Below are 19,889 nucleotides of genomic sequence, written 5' to 3' on the forward strand. Positions count from 1 at the left end.
CTTCGGCGAGTTTGACCAAGGTGTCCTGCACCTGGGCCCGGTGACCGGCGTGGTTCCAGTCGTAGCCCTCGGCGAGCTCGGGGAAGAGGGCTATGTAGCGCTTGAACTCGGTCTTGGGCCAGTAGAGAATCGCCATCGGCGGTAGGGTGTCGGAGTCGATGTCATCTGGGTCGCGGCCCGTGGCCTCGGCCCGGGCTCGCTTCGCCGCCGCGTCGAACCTGTCCTCGGGAAGGCCCAGCTGCCGGCGTACCCGGCGCCGCGAGATCGCTGCGTGCGAGGCGGTCATGTCGTGCGCGACGTCGTCTGGTTCATAGGGCCGCAGAGCGATCGTGTACCAGCGATGTGCCTGCTCGAGGCGGTCGGCGAGCTCGTACGCCTCGGCTATCTGATCGATGTCGAGGCCGCTCAGATCGCGCGCGCGTTTCCGAAGAGATGCCGAGACCTTGTCGGCGCCGTCGTGGTCGCCCTCATCGAGGAGGATGTTGATCAGCAGCGCCTCACGGAGAAGCACGGTCTCTCCGCCGTCCACGATCGCCTCCTGGACGCAGCGTTTGGCGTCATCGAGGCGTTCGGCCACCCGGTAGGACTCAGCGGCCGAAGTCAGGTACTCGGCGCGACCTGGGTTGTCGGCGGGAAGGTCGCGGGCGAGCTTCTCCAGGGTCGGCCCGGCGCCGGAGACGCCCAGCTCTTGGTAAAGCTCGTCGATGTGGTCGCGTACGTCATCAAGCATCGGCTCCGACCCTAGCGGCTAGATGTACTCGGCCAGGAGGTTGCCGCTCTCGATCGGCCGCCTTCGTCGACAGCTCTTCCGCTCAGGCTTGCCCAGGCAATGAGGCGCGCTGCTGCGGGAAGTGTGTTGCTGATCCGCAACACCAGGCGTAATTTGGCACGCATGGACCTGACCCTCGCTCAGCGACTCCGCGCCGCGCGCATGATGAGCGCGCTGTCCGCGCGCCAGGTCGCGGCGCTGGCGGGGGTCTCCCCGTCGACCGTGACCCGGGTCGAGTCGGGGAAGATGAACCCGACGTACGACGTGGTTCTCAAGCTGCTCGACGCGGTCGGGCTCGACGAGCGGTTCGACCCGGTGTCCGACCCGGTCGCCGTGGCTACGGCGCGCTGGGTGCTAGGCGCTGGGGAGGAGCCGCCTAGCGTCGAATACTGGATCAAGCGGTGGGTTGCGAGCGGGACCCTGGAAATCGACGACGCGGGCGACGTGACAGTTCCTGACCTGCAGACCTTCGCGTTCCGAGCCGGCCGTGCGGCGGTGCTGGCGTTCCGCCCGAAGGTGGTTATGGCACGCCAGGACCGCACCTGGGACGAGGTCGCGGATGGTCTGACCGGCGCCGGGATCGAATGGGCTGCCACCGGCGACCGGGCGGCCAACAGGTTGGTCCTTTCGGCTGGTGAGGTCCGACCGACGTTCTATGTCGACGACACCGAGGCGGTGATCGAGGCTCTCGGGTTGGTATTCAAAGGGCCCCAGGAGTGGGGCTGGCCGATCACCCTGCTTCCGTTCGACGGGTTCAGCGAGTCGGGCCGCTGGGCAGATGACGACGGGCGATGGTACGCCGAGCCGTGGCAGGTGGCGCTCGATTGCTACAGCGGCAGTGACTATCTGTCTGACCCCGCAGACAGGATCCTGGAAACGCTGCTCCTACCAACGGATGACGAAAGTGCCTGATGCCCTCGCTGACCTCGCGAAACGTGTGCGGGGGCGGGCAATCGACAGGTTCGTCTTGGGGATCGCCGGGCCGCCGGGGGCGGGGAAGTCGACGGTGGCAGACCGGGTGCGGGACGTACTCAACGACGCCGGACGGGTCGCGGTAGTGGCGCCGATGGACGGGTTCCATCGGAGCAACGCTGAGCTGGACGCGATGGGGGCGAGGGAGCGGAAGGGGGAGCCGGACACGTTCGACGCCGAGGGTTATGTGGCGGCGTTGCGACGTGTTCGGGAGCAGCGTGGACAGGTGGAGTGGCCGACGTTCAGCAGGGAGATCGACGAGCCCACGCCTGGAGGAGTTGTGATCGAGGACGAGGCGATCGTGATCACCGAGGGGAACTACCTGCTGTTCGATGAGGGGCCGTGGCGGGACGTACGTGGGCTGCTGGACGAGGCGTGGTTCGTCGACGTACCCGACGAGGTGCTCGTGCCGAGGCTGCTCGAGCGGTTTCTCGCCGGCGGGATGTCGCGGGAGGAGGCGGAGGCGAAGATCGCCCAGAGCGATCTGCGCAACGCGGCGCTGGTGCGGGCGACGCGGAGTCGGGCGGATCTGGTGCTGTGAGATCAGCCTGAGGCGGCGCAGTCGATGAGGAAGGCGATGAGCTCGGTGGCGTCGTCGGTGCTGACGAGGGCGTCGAGGGCGTGGTTGAGCTCGAGGCGCCGGACGTACGGGACATCCACGGCGTCGAAGCCGTTCGAGATCAGGATGCCGGTCATCATCAGAAGGGCGGTGCGCTCGTTGCCGTCGGCGTAGAACCGGGTCCGAGCGGCGGAGCAGAAGTAGATCAGCGCCTGGAGCCTCGGGTCGTCGGTCTCGGCAAGGCGCTCCCGCAGAGTGGCGAAGCGGGCTCGGAGCAGCTCGCTGCCATTGCGGCGCAGAGTGCCTTCGCCGCGGAACCTTCCGGCGTCGAGCGTCTCGTGGCGGGCGACGATCCGGTTGAGACGGTCGGACGTCGATTTGTCGACTCGGAAGGTGCCGTAGCCGACCAGGTCGTGGAGGGCGCAGTACGCCTCGTTGAGCGCCAGCACCCGCAGCTCGTCCTCGGCCAGGTGGCCACCGACGGTGACGCCGGCGAGGAGGCTGCGGACCTCCGGAAGGGTGAAGCTGTTGCCCTCGAGCCTCGCGGCGTTCCAGACCAGCTCGGGCAGCCGCGCGCGGAACCGTCGCCAGGCGTGCTCGGTGTCGCTCGGGCGGATGCGGGCGGTGTCGACCTCCGTCCACCAGATGCCGGTGTCGCGCATCTGGGCCTCGCGATCCGCGACCGGGCGGTAGGTGTCGTCCGTGGTCGGCTTGCGGTCGGCGTACGTCTCGGGGTCCGGTGCCCAGCGGGGCTGCTTCGTCACCATGTCCGGATCTCCTGGCGGGCGCGGTCCGCGGCGTCGCCGCCGACCGAGATGGCGTCGATGGCGATCTGGATCGGGGCGGCGTAGACGACCCGGTCACGCTCGAACGTACCGAGGAACAGGTCGGCCTCGGCAGCGGCGACGATCACGGTGGAACGGTGCGGAGCGGACGCCGGACGAAGGGTCCCGCCGGTGAGTAGCGGACGGATCGCGCTGGGATCTTCGCACCACAGGACCGAGATCCGGGGGACGGCCTCGTCGAAAGCCGGGAGGTCCAGGCCGGCCGCGCCGGAGAGTGCCCATCGCTGTCCTGACGCGTCGCCGGCGGAGGCGAGCCGGCCGATGGTGGCCTCCCCGCTCAGCCGGACGACATCTGGGCGGTGCGGTACGCCGGAGGCCCGCGCGGCCTCCTCGATGATCTCGACCGGGTCGCCGTCGGCCCAGGCGTCGAGCCGGCCGGCCCAGAGCTCGATCTCGGGCGCCACATCGGCCGGATACAGCGGGTCGAGAATGGCGCGCGCCCCTGCTGCGGCGGCCGGCGTCGCCAGCGGAGCGGCGCTCATCGCCAGCCCGGTGCCACAGGCCGTGGTGATGTTGTCGAGGGTGTCGACCGACGGGCTGACCACGCCGTTGACGATCCGGTGGACCGTCGAGGCGGACACTCCCGCGCGGGCGGCCACCTGCCGAGCACTGAGACCCGAGCGCTCGATGCACTCGGTGACGAGGCGGCCGACATGCTGTTCCATATATGCAACGCTAACCCATGGCATTCCATATCTGGAACAGGCGGGCCGACGTACGTTCTTCTAGGGTGTCCGCCATGACACGACCGATCTCGCTGCTCGTCGAAGGGGAGTCCGACAAGGCTCTGGTGGAGGCGCTGGCGCCGCGCTACGGGGTGGAGCTGGCCGAGCTCGGGATCGAGGTCGTCTCCATGGGCGGTGCCGGGAACGCCGGGCGGTTCATCCGGGAGGCGACGGCGGCTGGGCATCGGGTCGGGGGACTCTACGACGAGGCGGAGGAGCACTTCGTCACGAACGCGCTCGGCCGGCAGATCGGGGAGGACCTCTCCGGGCAGGGTTTCTTCGCGTGCCGGCGCGACCTGGAGGACGAGATGATCCGGGCGATCGGGGCGGCACGGATCGTCGAGATCCTCGAGCTCAACGGGGAGGGTGGCAAGTTCCGTACGCTGCAGAACCAGCCCGAGCACCGCGGCGAGGAGGTCGCCGACCAGCTGCACCGGTTCTTCGGGACCGCGTCGGGACGCAAGATCCGCTACGGAACCATCCTCGGCGAGGCCGTCGAGCTCGAGCAGATCCCGGATCCGCTGGTCGGGCTGCTGACCTGGTGCTGGGGCTAGGTCGAGCGCCTACGGCTCCATGTCGTCGTGGACGACGACGCGGGAGAGCTCGATGGTGCCGTCGGGGCACTTCCAGAAGTGCAGCCGCCGCGCGCTCGGCGTGTGGATCTGCATCGAGACGCGGTAGCAGACCGCGCCGTCGGGCCGGGACTGTGGCGCGGAGTTGCCGCCGGCAGAGGTACGCAGCTGGTGGAGCTCGCGGCCGGTCGACTGATCCGCGAGGCCGGTGAGCACCTCCATGACCACATCGGCGATCTTGTCGATGGTGATGCCCTCGAGCGCGTCGACGCTGTCGAGGAACCTCTCGCCGATCGCGAAGTCGGGCAGGGCACGGGTGGGCTGCTCGCCGACCGGGATCCGACGGGCCCAGGCGGCCTCGACCAGGTGGCGGAAGCCGCGCTCGCGGTCGGCGAAGACGGGGATGGCGACCTCGGGCGGAGCGGTCCGCTGCTTGGCGCGGCGCAGCTGGGAGCGCATCCGGGCCAGCTCGGCGTCACGCGTCTCGACCTGACGCGCCGCTCGGGCCAGGTCCTTGGCGAACTGGACCCGCTCGTTGCGCAGGCCCGAGACCTGGTCACGAAGATCGGCCAGCTCGGCCTCGAGATGGGCCTTCTCGGCCTTGATCGCGGTGACCTGCAGCGACATCGACTGCACCGCGGCCTTCTTCGCCGGGGCGGGGGCCGGCTCGGGCTCGGGGGCGCGCTCGGGGGCGGGGGCAGGACGGACCGCCCGGACCGGTTCGCCCTTCCGGCGGGGCATCATCGCGGGGCTGGGGATCGCCGGTCTTCCGGTGGTCGAGCTCGTCGAGACCGGTGTTTTCTCTGGAGTGGTCTCGACAAGCTCGACCACCGGTGAGTGCGGCTCGCCTTCCGGGGCGGCGGGTTCAGGGCTCTCGACAGGCTCGACAGCCGGAGCGGGAGCGTTCGGGTCGAGCCAGGGCGGCCCGCCGGCGTACAGGGACAGGGCCTCGCGGGCCGTCTCGTGCTCGCCGACGTCGCGCAGGGAGAGCCGCCACTTGGGGGTGGTGGCGACGACCCGCGCGAGGACGACCTCGCCGGGGGTGAGGAGGGCCTGGAGGTCGTCGTCGGGATCGCCGGTCACGTCCGAGCGGAAGAGCTCGACGGTGACCTCGGGGTGCAGGCGCAGGTCGGCCGACCCGGCGAGCACGGAACGGACCTCGGCGGGGACGACATCGCCCGCGGCGTACGTCTTCAGTGCCTCGTCCGCAGAGGGCCGGTTCTCGCGGATGTCGAGCCAGCGTGACTTCTTCTCCAGGACGCCGTCGACGAGCATGCCCGGCGCCAGCACGCGCTCGATGGCCACGCCCGCCTGGGCGAGCTGCGGTGGGATCGAGGCGAGGTCGCCGGAACCGAGGTCGACCAGAGCCCGCTCGCTCATGATCGAGACCACCGTGCCGGAGCGGCGCTCCCGGGTGGAGACCGTGCGGGCGCCGTCGAAGAGCCCGGCCGCCGCGGCCATGTCGAGCGCGTCGTCGATCAGCTGCGCGGTGAGCTTGCGGCCCTCGGACCTGCTCCACGCGAACCGCAGCGGCGCCTCCTTGAGGTGGGTGTTCCACCCCAGTCCGACCGGGTAGACCCGCCCAGCGCCGCCGTAGACCTGCGTGCCCGGCGTCATCTTGTTGGAGAACGCCCAGGTATGGCCGCCGGTCGTGACCAGATAGAGGTCGGCCAGGTCGCCGATCTCGGCCGCGATCCTCTCCACGTCGGCGTACGGCTCGGTGTGGCCGGACGCGACCGTCACCACCACCGTCGGCTTCGTGCGGGTGGTGCCGTTGAGCAGCACCGCCAGCGCCTCGGCCTCGGACGTGTTCGTGACGCGTTTGATCGCAGACATGCCCCTCCTTTCACAAAAACTTACAGCGAACGGAAAGGGGACGTACGCCAACGACCCGGCCTCTCTGGCAAGAGACCGGGTCGTCGGGTCAGCGGATCAGCGCAGTTCCGATCAGGGCAGCGGTGTCAGGCTGAAGTTCGCCTGGAGCGTCTTGCCCTTGCGCAGCGTGACGTCCTTGGTCTCGGGGACATGCCCCGAGGCCGCGGCGATCAGCTGCAGCGGGCTGAGCTTCGAGTCGATCCAGTAGACATAGCTACCGTCCTCCTCGGCGATCAGCGTCTGTCGATAGCCCTTGCCACCGTTGACCTGGACGATCGCACCCTCGAGCCCGGCCCCGCCGTCGGCGGTCACCGTGCCCACGAGCTTGCCCCAGCTCCTCGGGGCTGCGACGTCCATCGTGACCGCGAGCGGCTCGACGTCGTAGGGAGTGTCGGTGGAGCCACCGATCTCCGCGGCGTACGTTCCGGGCTGGTCGACGTCGGCCGACACGCTCGCCTTGACCGTGGCCGACTCACCGGCGTCCAGCGTCAGCGACGTACGGTCGAAGGTGATCCAGTCGACGGCCGCGCCGCCCTCCTCACCCGTCACGTTCATGACGATGTGCATGTCGGGGAAGCCGACCTCGGAGGTGTCGACCGGCTCGGTGATCCCGCACGCCTCGGAGGCGAGGTAGGACGGAGCCGTCTGGCCCTCACCGTTGGACCCGATGAAGAAGCGGCCGCCGGCGTGGGCGACCACCTCGACCACCAGCGTCGACCCGGCGGGGGCAGAGCCCTCGACCGGCACCGAGACCAGCTGGCCGTCACCGGAGGGGACCGTCGCATCGGCGGAGCCGATGAGGGTCATGTTGGCGTACGTCAGGGCGCCCTCCAGCGTGTAGAGGTTGACCGTCACGGGCTGGTCGCCCGTGTTGGTCTCGACCCCGAAGGAGATGCTGGAGACGTCCAGGCCGTTCAGACCGAAGTCCGAGAGCGTGAACGTACGCAGGTACTGGTTGAGGTCTGTGGTGACCTGATCCCAGCACGCGGCCGAGTTGGCGGCCGCGATCTCCTGCGAGGCGCTGTGCGTGATCGAGACCTCGCCGGCCGGAACCGGAGCCGCCTGCGGGGTCATGGTCCTGCCGGACTTCGCGCCCGACTGCTTCAGCGCGTTCGAGCCCTTGCCGAGGGTGCCCTTCGGGGTGGTCGACCTCATGATCGTCGCCTTGCCCTCGGGTGCCTTCAGGGCGCTGGTCGATGCCGACTCGAAGGAGCCGCCACCGGCGCTCACGTCGACCGACGCGGGCGCGGTGCCCTCGTTGGTGACCGTGACCGTCTCTTCCTGCAGCTCGCCCATCCGCAGGTTCTCCGACAGGTCGCCGTCGGACGCGACGGTGATCTTCCCGGCCGCGAGCGCGGCGTCGAAGGTCACCTCCGCCTCGTCGGCGACCGTCACGGAGCCGGACTCGTCGGCGTACTTCGCCTTCGAGGCCTTGACGGTCCAGTTGCCGGTGAGCACGCTCTTCGAGAAGGTGCCGTTCTCGCCGGTGGTGGCGGTCCTCTCGGTGTCGTCGCCGGTGAGGGTGACCGTGGCGCCGGAGATCGGGTCGCCGGTGTTGAGGTCGGTCACCGTGCCGGTCACGGTGCCCATCGGAGCGGTGTCGTAGCGGACCGAGAGGCCCGAGGAGACCGCGGCGGTGTTGTAGGAGTACTGCGAGGCGATGGTGCCGTCAGTGTTCTCGAGACCGATGGTCGCCGAGCTGCCCTTCGCCCGGGCGTCGTCGGCCACGTCGTCGTAGCCGATGATGACCTCGCCGTTGGCGAGCAGCGTGACCGAGGTGGTGAGGGTCCCCGCGTCGTTGTTGAGCGCGTGGATGCCGCGCCACTCGATGACGAACCCGTCCACACCGCCCACGGTCGTGGTGCCGGTGTAGACACCCGCGGCCGCGTCGATCTCCTGGTCGTCCCAGAGCGGGTAGATCGCCGCGTTCGGCACCGACGGGCTCGGGATGGTGGAGTTGGAGTAGGCCGAGTTGGCGCCCAGGAAGTTCAGGGCACCGTTGGTGGAGACCCAGGCCTGGTCGTAGCTCTCGCCGTAGAACGAGAAGTCGAACGGCAGCGTGACCGCTGCGCTCGCGTCGTCGCCGGTCAGGTCGACCTCGGTGTCGCCGGTCGCGGCGCCGTCGGACCCGACCGAGCAGAAGTAGCCGAACTCGTCGATGAGGCTGTTGAGCGCGGCGTCGACCGTCTCGTCGCCGTCGACGGTGACCTCCTGGCTGAACGGCGTCGTGCAGGAGCCGCCGGCGATGGAGATCGTGTAGGTGCCCTCAGGGACTTCGGCGAAGGTGTAGGTGCCCTCGGCCGAGGTCCGGACCGGGTCGATCGGCGCGTCGATGGTGACAGTGATGCCCGCGAACGGGTCACCGCTGCCCGCGTCGGTCACCGTGCCGGACACGGCGTGGCCGGGTGCTGCCTCGAGTGTGATGTCGACCGTCTCTGTCTCGTCCAGGGCGACATCCACACTCTCCGGAGCGGAGACGAGGAAGCCGAAGGCAGAGGCAGAGACGGCGTACGTCCCGACCGTGACCTGAGCGGTGTAGGAGCCGCTCGCGTCGGTGGTGAGGGTGCGGTCGCGCTCGCCGTCGACGAGCACCTCGGCGCCGGCTATGGGGGAGCCGGCGGCGTCGGTGACGGTGCCCGTGACGGTGCCCATGTCACCGATCGGGGCCGCGTTGACCAGGGCGAGGAGGTCGAGGTTGCCCTCGCCGAAGACGTTGTTGTTCTCCGCGGTGCCACCGCACGAGGTGTCGTCGGCGTCGACGGCGGTCTCGTTGAGCAGCGCCTTGGTGCCCTCGATGTCACCGATCAGTGACGGGGCGGCGCTCCAGAGGGCGGCGACGGCGCCGGCCACGTGGGGTGCGGCCATCGAGGTGCCGTTGTAGCTGGCGTACCCACCACCGGGGACGGAGGAGCGTACGTTCGCTCCCGGAGCCGCGATGTTGGGCTTGACCAGGCCGTCCTCACCGGCGCCGCGCGAGGAGAAGCCCGCGATGGCTCCGGTGGAGGTGATGGCTCCGACCGAGTAGTTGGCCGTGTTGGCGCCCGGGGAGGACGTGGTGTCGCAGCCCGGGCCGGCGTTGCCGGAGGCCCAGGCGCCGAAGATGCCGGCGGCCTCCCACGACGCGGTGACCTCCTGGAACCAGTCGTCGATCGTGCCCGCGGCGGTGTAGCCCCACGAGTTGTTCACGACGTGCGGCCGCTTGGTCGGGTCGGGGTCGGAGCCGTCCGTACGTGTCGGGGCGGCGATCCACTGACCGGCCTCGATCAGGTCGGCGTCCGAGCAGGAGTCGCAGCCGTTGGCCTCGATCCACTTGGCGTCGGGCGCCACGCCGATCTGGTTGCCGGCACCGTCGTCACCCATCATCGTGCCCATCGGGTGGGTGCCGTGACCGTCGGTGTCGCACGGGTCGCCGGTGGCGCCGCACGAGCCGGAGGTGTCGAGGGCGTTGTAGTCGTTGTCGAGGGTGCCGTCGGCCTGGAGGCCGCGGTAGCCGTGGGCCAGGGCCGGGTGGGTGACGTCCACACCGCTGTCGACGCTGGAGACCACGATGCCCTCACCGGTGGCGCCGAGCTCCCAGGCCTCGGGGGCGTTGATGAAGTCGAGGCCCCACTCGACGGAGGCCGGGCTGGACTCGTCGGTGGTCTTCTTGGTCTTGACGGGCTCGATCAGTTCGTACTTGTGGGTCGCGCCGATCTGCTCGACCGCGGTGCTCGCGGCGAGCTTCAGGGCGAGCTCCTCGGTGCCGTCCTCGACGAGGACTCGGTTGGAGAGCCAGTAGCTCTTGTAGTCGGCTCCCGAGGCCTTGAGCTGGTCGATGACGCCGGCCTGAGAGGCCTTGGCCGTCGACCTGAGCTGGTCGTGGACGAACTGGCCGCGAGCGTCCCAGTCCTTCATGTCCTTGGCGGAGGTCAGGTTGGCCTTGGCCTCCATCTTGACCCAGAAGTCGACCTTGTCCTCGGCGTCGAACTTCTTGCTGATGGTGGAGGTGAGCTTGTCCTTCGCATCCGCCGACTTCGATGTGTTGGCGGCGGTGAGCGAGAAGGCGCTTGCTGGGGTTGCCAGCATGGCGGCTGTGGCGAGTCCTGCTGCTACTGCGATGGCCGAGCGGCCGATGCGTAACTTTCTCAAGGCTGTTCTCCTTGCAGGTGTCCGTCGCGCCCCGAGCGCCCGAGCGGACGGATGGACAATGCAAAGGATGACGATCCGCTTGAAATGTTTCGGCGTCCCGGCTTTTCGCCGGAAACCCTAGGCGGTATCACGCCATTGTCGTAATCCCGCCAACTGGTATAGTAAAGGTGGCGGGGATATATGACACCGGCGGGTCATTGCCCCCGGGGGTAGAGATGTGCCTGTGGTATGCGGCCCGCCGAGAACTGTCGGCGGGCCGGTGTACGATCGCGGCGCCTGCGAGAGCTACGTTCGAACCAACCGATGTCTGCCCCTATGCCTCATTCCTCCATGCCGGCCGTCGCCGAGATCCTGCGCCTGCGGGCTCCGTTGAGCCTGCAGGTCCTGCGCGCTGCGCTGAAGGGGAAGCGGGTCCTGCTCACCGAGGCCGAGCTGCTTGCCATCTTGAGGTCCGGCGGGTTCGTCGAGAGTCCTCCGGGGCAGTGGAGCCTGGCTCCGTCTCCGCCTGTTTCTTCGGGGGCGTCTTCGGGGGCATCTCCGGGGGCTTCTTCGGGGGCTTCTTCGGGGGCTTCTTCGGGGGCCGCCGTGCCCGCGGCGTCGGTTGCGCCGGCCGCGGTGAGGTTCAACCAGTCGAGCCTGGCCTCGCGCGCCGGGGTCGAGGAGGACGTACTCCTGAAGGTTCTGGAGTCCCTGGTCACCGACCATCCCGAGGTCAACTGGGGTGCGCTGCGAGACCGGCTGGAGTCCGGTGCCGACGTCGCGGTCTCCGAGCGCACGCTCGGGCTGTTGGAGGAGGGCGTACGCCGCTTCGAGGTCGCCCGGCTGCGCGCCGAGAAGCAGGAGGCCGAGGGGCGGGCCCGGGAGGCCGAGCGGCGCCGCGAGCTGCAGCAGATGGCCGAGAGCGAGGTCGCGATGTTGCGCGCCGAGCTCGATGACGAGCGTCGTCGGGCCCATGACGCGGCGATCGAGCGCGACCGGCTGCGCCAGGAGGCCGAGAAGCTGGTCGCGTTGAAGGAGCAGGAGACCGCCGCGTGGGTCGCGACCGCGGGCGGCGGCTGGATGCTCGACCTCGGGGCACCGGAGACCTTCGGCGAGGAGAAGCTCCGCCAGGCGCTGGGACAGCTGGAGTCGGCGCTGGTCGTGCTCAACGTGAGCCTCGGGGGCAGGGAGCTCGAGGCGGTCGTGGTGCACCCGGGTGGGGTCGCGGTCATCGAGCAGTACGACATCCCCTCGACCGCCGGCGTCGTCACGGTTCCCGCCTCGGAAGCGGCGTCCGTGGAGGGTCGCCCGCTGGAGGTGTTGGATCCGCGTGGTGAGGTGCTCGCGGCCGTACGTGTCCTGCAGAAGACCGCGTCCCTCGACCTCGCCTACCTGCCCGTGCTCGCCTTCCAGGGCCCCGCCGACGCCGAGGGCGAGGACGTACTCGTCTGCCTCACCGCCGAGGTCGACCTCGCCGTCGACGACATGCTCCACTCCCAGTCCTCCCGCGTCTCCGTCGAGGACGCGATCTCACTCCTCGCCAAGCTCGGCGTCCCCGACCTGCCGCAGCCTCCCTCAGGCTTCTGACCCTCGCCGAGAGGTCAGAAGCGCTGGCCGAGAGGTCAGAAATGCAGGCCGAGGGGTCAGAACTGCTGGCCGAGGCGTCAGAACTGCTGGCCGAGGCGTCAGAAATGCAGGCCGAGTGGGCACCGGCGTGACTTCTCGACCTGCAGAAGTGACCTCTCGGCCTGCAGAGGTGACTTCTCGGCGGGTCAGAGGATGCCGGCGGCCCGGGCGGGTTCGGCGTAGGCGGCGGCGAGAGTGGGGACGGTCTCGTGGGCGTTGAGGCCCGAGGGGTTGGGCACGACCCAGAGCTCGGAGCCGGCCAGCGGCTCGGGTTGGCGGCCCTGTTTGGCCTTGGGGCGGTTGAAAGCAGTTCGGTACGCCGTAATGCCGGCGATCGCGACGACGGCAGGGTCTTTCTGTGTGGCCAGCCTGCGCGTGACCAGGGAGAACAGCTCGGCGCCGCCGTCCCGGAGCTCCGCGGGGGTGAGCTCGGAGGCCTTCGCCGTCGCGCGGTGGACGATGTTGGAGAAGCCGATGCCGCGGGCCCGGAAGTAGTCGCGGTCCGCTTCCGTCATCCCGGCGGAGGCGTCGATCGGACGGGTGGTGATCCCGGCGCGGAAGATGGCGGGGTAGAAGCGGTTGAGCGGGTGCGCGAAGTGGGTCTGGGTCGCGGCGGTCCACAGGCCGGGGTTGATGCCCACGAAGAGGAGGCGCAGGGGCTGGTCGTCTGCGGGGAGAAGGTCGGGGACCGAGGCGCCGTAGTAGGTCTGGAGCTCGGCCTGAGTGAAGCGTGCCACGGCCCGATCCTTCCATCCGAGCCGTTCTTTGAACGCCGGGCCCCGCCTGTCGGGGTGCAACGGTCGGGTGCCGTGGGGAGTATGTGAGGTATGCCCCCCACGCGTCTTCTCCCACTCGCACTCGCTGCGACGGCGCTCCTGCTCACGGCTTGCGGCACCGCCGAGGATGCGAGCGACCCCGGCCAGGGCTCATCAGACCCTGCCTCGTCGCCGCCCGCCTCCTCCGCACCCGCGTCCTCCGCGCCGGCCTCGCCCGCCCCGTCGACCTCGTCCGGAACCGCGAAGCCGAAGCCCCAGCCGGAGCCGTCCCGCCCGCCGAGCTCGCAGAAGGCCGTGCGTGGTCTGGTCTCCGCCGGTGGCGCGGCCAAGGGACCGCTGGAGAAGACGGCGACACCGCTCGCGGACGCGGCCGCGATCAAGAAGTACGCCGCCACCCTGGCCACCTCGCTCCAGCGCCCCTTCACCACAAAGGCGACGAGGCTGCTCCAGCATGTGCCGGCCGGTCAGCGGCTCTACGCCCAGACGGTCCACGACGGCTGCGAGTCCCCCGACCCCGCCACCATCACCGCCAGCGGGTCCGGCGATGACGTGGTGCTCGAGATCCAGCCGCCGAAGAGCACCAAGATCCAGTGCCTGGTAGCCGAGCGATCGGTCGCGTTGCTCTCGGCTGACCTCGCCGTCGGCTAACGTTCCCCGCGTGGGGGAGCCGTGGAACACCTTCGTCGAGGGGGACAACCTCGACGTACTCCAGGCTCTGGCGGGCGCGGGGGAGAAGTTCGACCTGATCTATATCGACCCGCCCTACAACACCGGCAGCCTCTTCGCCTACCACGACGACCGTCGCGGCGGGGACGGTCGCCGGGCCGGCCGCCACGAGGCCTGGGTCGCCATGATGAGGCCTCGCCTGGAGGCGGCGCGCACCGTCATGTCCGAGCGCGCGGCGATCTACGTCTCCATCGACGACAACGAGGCTGCGTACCTCAAGATCTTGATGGATGAGGTCTTCGGCGAGCGCAACGAGCTCGCGCAGATCGTGGTCAACCTCAACCCCAAGGGACGTCAGCTCGGCAACGGGTTCGCGACGTCTCATGAATATCTTCTGGTCTACGCCGCGGACGCCCGTGCGTGTGCGTTGGAGTCGAGCATCCCCGAGGCGGTCAACGACCAGGACTTCCCGCTGGTCACCGACGACGGGCGCCACTATCGGCGGCTGCCGTTGCGCAACACCAACAAGAAGTTCAACCCGGCGACCGCCAGGTCGCTGCACTTCCCGGTCTGGGGAGACCCCGACTCCGGTCGCGTCGACGTCGAGCCGTTCGACGGAGGACAGGAGATCTGGCCGGTCTTCGGTGATGGTCGTCCGGCGGTCTGGCGGTGGAGCGCGCCCCTGATCGCGGCCCGTCCCGAGGACCTGATGTGCCGTCGCGTACGCGGGAAGCTGGGGGAGCGCGTCGACGTCTACCAACGCGACTGGCTCTCGCGTGACGCCTCCGGCGACGCACGGCGCAAGAAGCTCACCACCATCTGGCTGACCGAGGAGATCGGCTCGACCGACACCGCTGTCGCCGAGATGAAATCCCTGGTCGGGCCGCTGTTCGAGTCGCCGAAGCCGACCGGGCTGATCCGGCGGATCCTGGCCACGATGCCGACCGACGTCAGGGTCCTCGACTTCTTCGCCGGCTCCGGGACCACCGGTCACGCGGTCGCGCTGGCCAACGCCGAGGACGGCGGGCGGCGTACGTGCTGGTCGGTCCAGATCGCCGAGGAGACGCGGCCCGGCTCGAACGCGGCGCGGGCCGAGATGACGTACGTCTCCGACATCACCCGCGCCCGGCTGCGCGCCGTCGTCGCGGCTCATGGCAACGGCGACGCCGCCGAGCTGGCCGAGTGCGCACTGGGTGAACTTCTTGCAACATCTGGTAACGGTGTTACACGGGGCGTGCAAAACGCGGCATCGTGAGGGCCGCCCGTACACCTCTCACCTCGGGGAGACCCCCATGAAACTGCGTGGCCTGTTCATCCTTGCCTGCGGCGCCCTCGTGCCGCTCACGATTCCGGCGGCAGCGCACGCCGAGTCCTACTCCCAGCCGCTCTCGACCGCCGTCGGCGACCTTCCTGTCGCGGCCGAGGACCGCACCGGCTACGACCGCGACCTCTTCGAGCACTGGATCGACGCCGACGGCGACGGGTGCAACTCCCGATACGAGGTGCTGATCGAGGAGGCCGACGAGGCGCCGACGGTCGGCTCCGGCTGCTCGCTCTCGGGCGGTCGCTGGTACTCCTACTACGACGGCGCCTCCTGGACCGCGACCGGTGACATCGACATCGACCACATGGTGCCGCTCGCCGAGGCGTGGGACTCCGGCGCCCGCAGCTGGTCCTCCACCGAGCGCCGCGACTACGCCAACGACCTCGGCTTCTACGGCTCGCTCGTCGGTGTCACCGACAACGAGAACCAGGAGAAGTCCGACGCCGACCCGGCCGAGTGGATGCCCGATCTCGAGCACTGCCGCTACCTGAAGGAGTACGTCTCGGTGAAGATCCGCTGGGGCCTCTCCGTAGACAGCACCGAGAAGTCCGCCCTCACCGATCTCGTCTCGGCCGACGGCTGCGGCAACCAGGCCGTCTCCGTCGAGCTCGCCCGCTGACCTTTCGCTCGCGCCGAGACGTCACTTCTGCAGGCCGAGGAGTCACCCGCGCAGGCCGAGAAGTCGCTTGTGCAGGCCGAGAAGTCACCACGGTGACTTCTCGGCCTGCAAAGGTGACGCTTCGGCCTGCAAAGGTGACGTCTCGGCCTGCGGGGGTGACCTCTCGGCCTGCGGGATCGACCTCTCGGCGCGATCGGGGTCGATAGGATCATGGCCATGCGCATCCCTGCCCCGCGGCTGAGTCGCGAGCAGGTCGATTCCGACGTACGCCGCCGGCTCGCCCGGCTGAAGTCGAAACGGTGGCACGTGCTGCAGGCCGCGCTGGCGGCCGGTGCGGCGTGGTTCATCGCGGCCGGGCTGCTGGGACACGTGCAACCGGTCTTCGCGCCGATCGCGGCGGTGGTCAGCCTCGGCACCTCGTACGGGCAGCGCCTCAGGAGGGTCACCGAGGTGACCATCGGGGTGGCGCTCGGGGTGTTCCTGGGCGACGTCGTGGTGCAGATCATCGGCGAGGGCGCTTGGCAGATGATCCTTGTGGTGGGGATGGCCATGTCGGTGGGGATCTTCATCTCCTCGGGCCAGGTCTTCCGCAACCAGGCAGCGGTGCAGTCGATCTTCGTCATGGGGCTGCTGCCGACCCCGGGCGCGGCATTCACGCGCTGGACCGACGCCCTGATCGGTGGTGCGGTCGCGCTGGTGGCCGCCTCGATCGTGCCCGCCGCACCGCTGCGGCGGCCCGGTGAGCAGTCCGCCGTCGTAGCCCGCAAGATCGCCTCGCTGCTGCGGGCCGCGGGCCAGGTGATGCTGGACGCGGACGCGGTCTACGGGCTCAAGGTGCTCGCCGACGCGCGCGCCACCGACCCGCTGATCCGCGAGCTGCAGGACGCCTCCGACGAGGGCATGTCGGTGCTGGCCATCTCGCCGTTCCGGTTCCGACATCGCCACCACGTACATCGCATGGCCGAGCTCGTCGAGCCGCTCGACCGAGCGCTTCGGAGCACCCGGGTGCTCGTGAGGCAGGCCGCGGTCTCGGCCTACCGCGGCGACGTGGTGCCGGAGTCCTACTACCAGCTCGCCTTCGGGCTCGCCGACGCCGTCGACGTCGTCGAGACCGAGCTCGCCGCTGGCCGCACCTCCGACGGACTGGTCGAGCAGGCGCGGACGGTGCTGCTCACCGTCGCCGAGCACACGGCCCGGGCCGAGCGTACGGACTCGATCAACGCCGAGGTCATCCTCGTCCAGCTGCGCTCGATCATCGTCGACCTGCTCGGGGTCACCGGGATGGGACAGTTCGAGGCGACCGACGCGTTGCCGCCGCTGCCCCGCTGAATGCTCGCCTCGGTGAGCATCCGAGCGCCACACCCGCCGCTACAGCGACCCCCGCAGGTCACGTACGACCGAGTCGACCACCGCGACGAGATCACCCTCGGTGGACGCCGCGATGGCGCGTTGTCGCTGGTAGGAAGCACCTCTGTGGATGATGTCGTGCACTCCGGCGAGCTCCTTCTCGCAGCCGAGGCGTGCGGCCACCGGCTCCAGTCGCACCAGCAGCTCGGCGAGGTCCTCGGTGACCAGGCGCTCCTCGGAGGCGTCGTTGAGGATCACGATCGCGTCCAGGCCGTAGCGCGCGGCGCGCCACTTGTTCTCCTGCACGTGCCACGGCGGCATCGTGGCCACCGGCTCGCCGGCCGCGACCCGTGTGTCCAGGTCGATACAGAGGCAGTGCGCCAGCGCCGCGATCGCCGCGAGCTCCTGGACGCTCGCGACCCCGTCGCAGATCCGGTTCTCGATCGTGCCGATCCTGGGTGAGGGCCGGATGTCCCAGCGGATCTCGCTGATGTCGTCGATCACGCCGGTGGTCGTCTGGTCCGAGACGTACGCCTCGAACTCCGCCCACGTCGCGAACTGGAACGGCAGCCCCGCGGTCGGGAGCTGCTGGAACATCAGCGCGCGGTTGGACGCATAGCCGGTGTCGACACCCGCCCAGATCGGCGAGGACGCCGAGAGAGCCTGGAAGTGCGGGTAGTAGGTGAGCAGCCCGTTGAGCACCGGCAGGATCCGGTCCCGCTCGGGAAGGCCGACGTGGACATGGACCCCCCAGATCAGCATCTGCCGCCCCCACCACTGGGTGCGGTTGATCAGCTCCTCGTAGCGATGCCCCGCGGACAGCTCCTGCGTCGTCCAGGAGGCGAACGGATGGGTCCCGGCGCCGAAGAGATCCACGCCGAGATCGTCACCGGCACGTACGACTCCGGTGGCCGTCTCGCGGACCTGACCGACCGCTTCCTCGACCGTCGCGCAGATTCCGGTCACGATCTCGACGGTGTTGCGCAGCAGCTCCCTGTGGATCCGCCCGGGGAACGGGACCCGCGCCTTGGCCCGCGCGAAAAGGTGGTCGGCGACGTTGACCAGGTCCCGTGTCTGCCGGTCGACGAGCGCGAGCTCCCACTCGAGGCCGAGGGTCGGCCGCGGCGATGGGTGGAAGTCGATCCGCATGATACGAAGCGTTCCCTGACCTGGCGTGTTTGTCGAGCGTCGTGAATGCCTGTCGTTCACCGAGTCGATGGCACCATTTGACGGTGGATGCGCGTGAGGTGAACCTGACTCTCGACTTTTGCCTACGCGTCGGCGAGCTCCTGATGTCGACCGGCGCCGGGGCTGCTGACGTGACCGCGACGATGAGGTCGCTCGCTCAGCATCTGGGGCTACGTGGTGCCGAGATCGACGTCACCTACACGAGCCTCGCGATGAGCTACCAGGCCGACCCGGAGGCGATCCCGGTCCACACCACCCGCCAGGTGAAGAACCGGACCACCGACTACGACCACCTGACCGCCGTCGACCACCTGGTCCGCAAGGTCGTCAGCGACGACATCGATCTCCAGGGTGCTCGGATCGAGCTCGGCCGCATCGTCTCGGGCGGCCACCGGCGTCCGAGGTGGGCGGTCACGCTCGGCATCGCGATGATGGCGGGCACGCTCACGGTCTACCTCGGTGGTGATCTTCGCGTCGCCACCCTCGCCTTCATCTCCGCCGCCGCGATCGACCAGCTGCAGTTCTTCATGTCGCGTCGCTGGGAGCTGCCGGCGTTCTACCTGCAGGTCGCGGGCGCCGGTCTGGCCACCTTGTTCGCGGTCGTCGCCGCGGCTCTGCCGCTGGACCTCGACGTCTCCAACTCGATCACGGCCAACATCACCGTGATGCTGGCCGGCATCGCGTTCATGGGCGCGTTGCAAGATGCCTTGACCGGCTTTCATGTCACGGCCAGTGCCCGGATCATGGAAGCGCTGGTCTCCACCGCCGGCATCATCGCCGGTGTCACCGGCGGCCTCGCGTTCGCGGGAGCTGTCGGCGTGGAGATCGTGGCCTCGGTGTCGACCGTCGGCAACTCGCTCCAGTCGATCACCGTGTCCGTCGTGGGCGGCGCGGTCGCCGCGGCGGCCTTCGCGTACTCCGCCTACGCTCCTCCCCGCACCCTGATCCCCATCGCGGTGGTGGCCGGCATCGCCGTGGCCATCTCGGTGGCGGTCCCGGGCGACGTCGGCCGCACCTGGCGGGTCGCCGTGGCCTCGTTGTTCGTCGGTCTGGTCGCGTACGCGGTCGCCTCGCGACTGAAGGTGCCGCCGTTGGTCGTCGTGGTCTCCGGAGCCGTGCCGTTCCTGCCCGGCTACTCCATCTACCGCGGTCTCTCCATGCTCGCGCAGGAGACGCCCGCGACCACCTCGGTCGGCCTGGTCGCCCTCTTCACCGCCGCCTCGGTCGCGCTGGCCCTGGCCTCCGGCGTGATCCTGGGTGAATACATCGCCCAGCCGCTCCAGCGGCGAGCCTGGCGCATCGAGACCCGGCTCTCGGGTCCGCGCCTGGTCGGGCCGCTGCGACGCACCACCAAGTCGGGCGGGTGAGCCGCGGCCGGGACTTCGCCGACGCGGTGTCCTGGGCCTGGCGAAGGGTATGCAGGGAAACGCACACATCCCTGGCGGAGCTCCGCGAGGGATGTGTGCCTTCGGCTACATACCTTGATGAAGGCTCAGCGCCTCGAACCAGCGCTCGGGAGTGGTGTCGTACGGCGCCCGGCCCTCTTTGACCGCCAGGTAGACGCGCTCGGCGGAGTCCTCGGTCATTGAGATGATCTCGGGCGGGTAGGAGTATTCGAGCTGGTGCTGCTCGAACTCGTCCTGGTCGTCGATGTAGACCGAACCGTCGAACTTCTTGACCACATCGAGGTCCAGGTCGATCGCGGTGACGGTCGCGTCCTGCCACACCGGCGGCGTGCACATGTCGATGTAGATCTGCGAGCTCACCTTGTCGTTGGGCCGGTTGAACGCCGCGAAGTGAGCCGCGTCGCGGCGTGGCACGACGCTGACCGAGTCCCAGTCGGCGACCCACCCATGCCCCGGGCGGGCGAACTCGGTGCCGACCGGATGCCCGATCCAATCACCGTGCTCGTCCTCGCC

17 protein-coding genes are annotated in these 19,889 nt (G+C 69.4%); 9 read left to right on the forward strand and 8 right to left on the reverse strand.

What is annotated here, in order from left to right; all coding sequences use genetic code 11:
• A partial coding sequence (locus ACRDPS_RS20765) for a hypothetical protein (RefSeq protein ID WP_431503563.1) occupies positions 1-730 on the reverse strand: 730 nt, incomplete at its 3' end.
• A 162-nt stretch (positions 731-892) separates the two neighbouring features.
• Between ACRDPS_RS20765 and ACRDPS_RS20770 the strand changes: the two genes are divergently transcribed.
• Together ACRDPS_RS20770 and ACRDPS_RS20775 are read left to right on the forward strand one after the other, a co-directional pair.
• Positions 893-1,681: a helix-turn-helix domain-containing protein gene (locus ACRDPS_RS20770; protein WP_431503564.1), complete on the forward strand. Its 789-nt coding sequence runs from the start codon at positions 893-895 to the stop codon at positions 1,679-1,681.
• Complete coding sequence (locus tag ACRDPS_RS20775; protein ID WP_431503565.1) at positions 1,674-2,282, forward strand: nucleoside/nucleotide kinase family protein; 609 nt, start codon at positions 1,674-1,676, stop codon at positions 2,280-2,282. Before ACRDPS_RS20770 ends, ACRDPS_RS20775 begins: the two co-directional genes overlap by 8 nt.
• A gap of 2 nt (positions 2,283-2,284) precedes the next feature.
• On the opposite strand, the gene ACRDPS_RS20780 is transcribed toward ACRDPS_RS20775, so the two are convergent.
• Both ACRDPS_RS20780 and ACRDPS_RS20785 read right to left on the reverse strand, forming a co-directional pair.
• A complete protein-coding gene (locus ACRDPS_RS20780) occupies positions 2,285-3,067 on the reverse strand; it encodes a hypothetical protein (RefSeq protein ID WP_431503566.1) in 783 nt (260 codons plus the stop codon).
• Entirely contained in the window at positions 3,061-3,810 is a 750-nt protein-coding gene (locus tag ACRDPS_RS20785; RefSeq protein WP_431503567.1) for a helix-turn-helix domain-containing protein, read from the reverse strand. The genes ACRDPS_RS20780 and ACRDPS_RS20785 overlap by 7 nt, the downstream gene beginning before the upstream one ends.
• A 74-nt stretch (positions 3,811-3,884) precedes the next feature.
• Between ACRDPS_RS20785 and ACRDPS_RS20790 the strand changes: the two genes are divergently transcribed.
• Entirely contained in the window at positions 3,885-4,424 is a 540-nt protein-coding gene (locus tag ACRDPS_RS20790) for a TOPRIM nucleotidyl transferase/hydrolase domain-containing protein (protein ID WP_431503568.1), read from the forward strand.
• 9 nt (positions 4,425-4,433) lie between these two features.
• Here the strand turns inward: ACRDPS_RS20790 and ACRDPS_RS20795 are convergent, their stop codons facing one another.
• Complete coding sequence (locus tag ACRDPS_RS20795) at positions 4,434-6,278, reverse strand: hypothetical protein (protein ID WP_431503569.1); 1,845 nt, start codon at positions 6,276-6,278, stop codon at positions 4,434-4,436.
• Between the two features lie 111 nt (positions 6,279-6,389).
• Positions 6,390-10,445 carry a carboxypeptidase regulatory-like domain-containing protein gene (locus ACRDPS_RS20800; RefSeq protein WP_431503570.1) on the reverse strand — a complete coding sequence of 1,352 codons (4,056 nt, stop codon included), beginning with the start codon at positions 10,443-10,445 and terminating at the stop codon, positions 6,390-6,392.
• 330 nt (positions 10,446-10,775) lie between these two features.
• On the opposite strand from ACRDPS_RS20800, the gene ACRDPS_RS20805 reads away from it, so the two are divergent.
• Positions 10,776-12,011 carry a hypothetical protein gene (locus ACRDPS_RS20805; RefSeq protein WP_431503571.1) on the forward strand — a complete coding sequence of 412 codons (1,236 nt, stop codon included), beginning with the start codon at positions 10,776-10,778 and terminating at the stop codon, positions 12,009-12,011.
• A gap of 185 nt (positions 12,012-12,196) precedes the next feature.
• On the opposite strand, the gene ACRDPS_RS20810 is transcribed toward ACRDPS_RS20805, so the two are convergent.
• Complete coding sequence (locus tag ACRDPS_RS20810) at positions 12,197-12,787, reverse strand: mismatch-specific DNA-glycosylase (RefSeq protein ID WP_431503572.1); 591 nt, start codon at positions 12,785-12,787, stop codon at positions 12,197-12,199.
• A gap of 90 nt (positions 12,788-12,877) precedes the next feature.
• Between ACRDPS_RS20810 and ACRDPS_RS20815 the strand changes: the two genes are divergently transcribed.
• The 4 genes from ACRDPS_RS20815 (at position 12,878) to ACRDPS_RS20830 (ending at position 16,764) form a co-directional block, all read left to right on the forward strand.
• Positions 12,878-13,474 (forward strand): hypothetical protein, encoded by a 597-nt coding sequence (locus ACRDPS_RS20815; protein WP_431503573.1) that lies wholly within the window; start codon positions 12,878-12,880, stop codon positions 13,472-13,474.
• Between the two features lie 10 nt (positions 13,475-13,484).
• On the forward strand, positions 13,485-14,747 hold the full coding sequence (locus ACRDPS_RS20820; protein ID WP_431503574.1) for a site-specific DNA-methyltransferase: 1,263 nt from the start codon (positions 13,485-13,487) through the stop codon (positions 14,745-14,747).
• 37 nt (positions 14,748-14,784) lie between these two features.
• On the forward strand, positions 14,785-15,435 hold the full coding sequence (locus tag ACRDPS_RS20825; protein WP_431503575.1) for an HNH endonuclease family protein: 651 nt from the start codon (positions 14,785-14,787) through the stop codon (positions 15,433-15,435).
• 216 nt (positions 15,436-15,651) lie between these two features.
• On the forward strand, positions 15,652-16,764 hold the full coding sequence (locus ACRDPS_RS20830; RefSeq protein ID WP_431503576.1) for an FUSC family protein: 1,113 nt from the start codon (positions 15,652-15,654) through the stop codon (positions 16,762-16,764).
• 39 nt (positions 16,765-16,803) lie between these two features.
• On the opposite strand, the gene ACRDPS_RS20835 is transcribed toward ACRDPS_RS20830, so the two are convergent.
• Positions 16,804-17,931, reverse strand: coding sequence for a glutamate--cysteine ligase (locus ACRDPS_RS20835; RefSeq protein ID WP_431503577.1), 1,128 nt, complete (start codon positions 17,929-17,931; stop codon positions 16,804-16,806).
• 83 nt (positions 17,932-18,014) lie between these two features.
• Here ACRDPS_RS20835 and ACRDPS_RS20840 point away from each other — a divergent pair, with 83 nt between their 5' ends.
• Positions 18,015-19,337 carry a threonine/serine ThrE exporter family protein gene (locus ACRDPS_RS20840; protein ID WP_431503578.1) on the forward strand — a complete coding sequence of 441 codons (1,323 nt, stop codon included), beginning with the start codon at positions 18,015-18,017 and terminating at the stop codon, positions 19,335-19,337.
• A 105-nt stretch (positions 19,338-19,442) separates the two neighbouring features.
• Here the strand turns inward: ACRDPS_RS20840 and ACRDPS_RS20845 are convergent.
• Positions 19,443-19,889: DUF402 domain-containing protein (locus ACRDPS_RS20845; protein WP_431503579.1), on the reverse strand; the 447-nt coding region annotated here is incomplete at its 5' end.

Source organism: Nocardioides sp. (genome assembly GCF_050699375.1).
Classification (GTDB): Bacteria; Actinomycetota; Actinomycetes; order Propionibacteriales; family Nocardioidaceae; genus Nocardioides.